Origin of the sequence: Tabrizicola sp., from assembly GCF_031377265.1 — a bacterium.
Taxonomy (GTDB): domain Bacteria; phylum Pseudomonadota; class Alphaproteobacteria; order Rhodobacterales; family Rhodobacteraceae; genus JAUYQR01.
On record NZ_JANMET010000281.1, the window covers coordinates 1 to 3,093 of the forward strand.

A 3,093-nucleotide genomic window follows, 5' to 3' on the forward strand; every position below is an offset into this window, starting at 1 on the left:
CTTTCGTCGACGCTGACCGAGCGCGAAGAAACCGTGGGCGCGCTGGAGGCGGTGCGCGCCGAAGTGGCGGGGATGGACCCCAAGATCATCGAGCTGGAGAACAAGATCAGCGTCGAGCAGGACGCGGCGGCACGGACCAAGCTGGAGACGGAACTGGCCAACCTGAACGCCAAGTACAACGCTTTGGTGCAGGACGAACAGGTAAAGCTGGCGAAATCACAGACGTTGGAGCGCTATATTGAGAAGGGTAAGACCTGGGTGGATTCGTTGCAGAATCAGGCCGCGACGCAGCTGGTGCTGATCAACAAGCTGCAGACGGATACCAAGCAGCGGGTGGTGTTGTATGATGCGCTGACCTCCAGCTTGAAAACCGCCCAGCAGCAGGACGTGGCGCATAGGATCAACGAGATTGGCGTCAAGACCGACCAGGAAGCCCAGGCCGCGATGGCTGCGATTGGGGCTGCGACCAACGACAAGATGGCCGACATGCTGGAGGCGCACGAAGGGCACATGGTGTTCGCCCGCGAGATACTGGAGCAGAAGGCGAAGGCGGACGAACGGTTTGCGCGGCGGTTCGCGGCGATTGTCGAGAAGCATGACAAGAACGCGTATGGGGAATAAGTGGCAAGCGAGGTCAAGGACCAGCTGACGTCCGATCACGCCGAGCTTTACGACACCCTTGTCGCGCGGCGGTACTTTGCCAAGTTCAGCCGCATCTCGGGCCATCTCGGTAGGGTCGCGGCGGAGTTCGAGGCGGAGGGGCGGCTGAACCGGACGGAGACGCGGTTGTTGGGGCATTACCTGACTGCGGTGGCGACGACATTTCAGGCGCTGAGCCACAAGTACCTGATGACCGGGCGCGGCGAGGGCGCGGCACGGCTGACAATCGACCGGCATGAGAGCGGCTTTCCGGTGGCCCAGGAACTGATGACCATGGCGGTCGATGCCCAGCAGGCGGCGCGGCATCTGGGTGGCATGCCGTCGGAGGTGGAGCTGAAGGACCGGATGGTGCGGACGATTGTCGGTGATCTGGAGATCCCGACGGCGCTGCAATTTGCGCTGAGCCAGAGGTACTACTATGAGGCGCTGACGGCGGGCGGCATCTTCTGGGCGCGCAACGATCCGGACGTGCAGTGGATCGCCACCGAGGGCGAACGGCGGCACTATCTGGTGCATTGGGCGGTCTGGGATACCCAGATCAACCTGCCTGTCGTCTATCTGATGGATCTTCAGGATTCGGGGCGCAAGCCGTTGCCAAATGATGAAGGCCGATGGCCGCAGGCGCAGGCGGCGCTGATCGCGCAATCTATCGGCGGGTTGAAATTGCTGACCATCGCCACCGGGTTTGACAAGGACTTCAGCGACTTGCACCCCAAGCGGCTGCGGCGGATCATCCTGGGGCCGATGTATTCGGCGGGGTTCACGCTGCAATCGGGGCCGATTTCCAAGGTGTTGGAGGATGCCAAGGCGCCGGATGAAGAGGATTGGGCGCTGGTCTGGACGGTCGAAGATCTGGTGTCGGAGCGGGAAGAGGATGTGGACAACGGCTGGTTCTCATCCGCCAAGCGGCAGATCTACAAGCTTGATGGTTTGACCGGGGCGGACAGCGGAACGACGCGGACCGAGCGGATGATCATCGTGCCGGAGCGGCCCTATCAGGTGATGGTGGAACAGAACCCGGCGGGGTTCCGCGACCTGCGCAAGTTTGTGGTAGGGGCGGGCGGGCGGATCATTCCGACGCGGTGAGCTTGGACCGGAGCCGGGAGCCAGCCCCCGGACCCCCGGGATACTTATGGACAGATGAAAGGGTTTGCCGGTGAGCACGCGGGACACGATGGAACTGAAGGAAGAGACGATCCGCGCGCAGTATGAGGCGGCGTTGGGGATGGTTCTTGGGTTTGATCACGCGCCGCGTCTGGCCAAGGCGGTGGAGGCTGTGGCGGTGGAGCGCAGTCCGGGGATCGGGACGCGGCCGCGGTTTCGGTCCACCGTGCCGGGGATGGTGACGCGATCGACGGCGCGGCCGGGCGGGGTGCGGATTGCCGAGCGGGTCGAGGGGTTGGGCGATGGGCTGATGTCGCCGGTGCAGGCGGCGGTGCTGAATGCGGTGCGTCGCGGCGTGGCGATTGCGCTCGCGATGGGGGAAACTTTGGCGGCGCAATCGGGGCTGGCGGAGTTGAAGAAGGCCAACCTTGAGGCGCGGCTGCCGGACGGCAAGCGGGCGGAGTTTATTGAATCGTTGCAGGCGGAGGCGTTGGCGGTCCTCTTTACCTTTGCCAACGCGACTGCGTTTTTATTGGCGCCGCATCTGGGGTCGACGACGGTCGAGATTGGTGAGGTCGAGGAGATTTTGACCGACAACGCGCCGCTCGCCTTACAGGGCGCGCTGTGGGAGCTGGATCAGGATATCGGCGGTTTTGCCAGCGACGAGGTGCGGTTGGTGGCGACGGTCGCGGCCTTTTGCGAAGCGTTGATGAAGAAGGTGGCGCTCCGGGCCGAGGGGGCGGCGCGGATGGGGGCGTTTACCAGCAGCAGTTGGAAGGTGGAGGCGGATGGGCTGACCATTTCCGGCTTCAAACCGGCGCGGGCGGCCAAGGGTGGCGTCCTGAGCATGCAGTTCAAGAAGCCGACCGAGGTGGTGGGCAACCACATCGCGAAGTATCAAAGCCTTCGCTTGTCGAAGATGCTGATGGCCTATGATTTCGAGCGGCGGCTGAACCCGTTTGCGGAACTGGGGGGCTTCATCTTTACCTTCATGGGGGATGGCAAGCCGGGAACGGGGAAAACCACGCTGATCCAGATGATGGCGGGATTGCTCGACGGGTATTGCAAGGTGGCGGGGTATCCGTTCCGCTATCAGAACTTTTCGATTGATCAGATCGACAGCTATCAGGGCAAGTCGGGGCAGAACGCGAAGGCGTTCATTGATGCGGTGATTGATCCGACCGTCATCGCGTTCGGGACCATCGACGATATTGACCAGGTGGCGGGCAAGCGGGGGGACCGGCAGTCCTCGGCCGGTCAGCAGGAGGTGACGGCGGTGTTCATGGGGGCTTTTGCCGGGGCCAATACGGTGGTGCGGGGGAATTGTAC

At 63.1% G+C, this 3,093-nt stretch carries 2 protein-coding genes and 1 pseudogene; all 3 read left to right on the plus strand.

All coding sequences use genetic code 11. The features are described from left to right. Positions 1-621 (plus strand): annotated as a pseudogene (locus RMO18_RS15800) (hypothetical protein); the annotation flags it as partial. Further along, positions 622-1,746, plus strand: a complete 1,125-nt coding sequence (locus tag RMO18_RS15805) for a hypothetical protein (protein WP_309667198.1) — start codon at positions 622-624, stop codon at positions 1,744-1,746. A gap of 88 nt (positions 1,747-1,834) precedes the next feature. Next, on the plus strand, positions 1,835-3,093 hold a 1,259-nt coding region (locus tag RMO18_RS15810; RefSeq protein ID WP_309667200.1), incomplete at its 3' end, for an AAA family ATPase.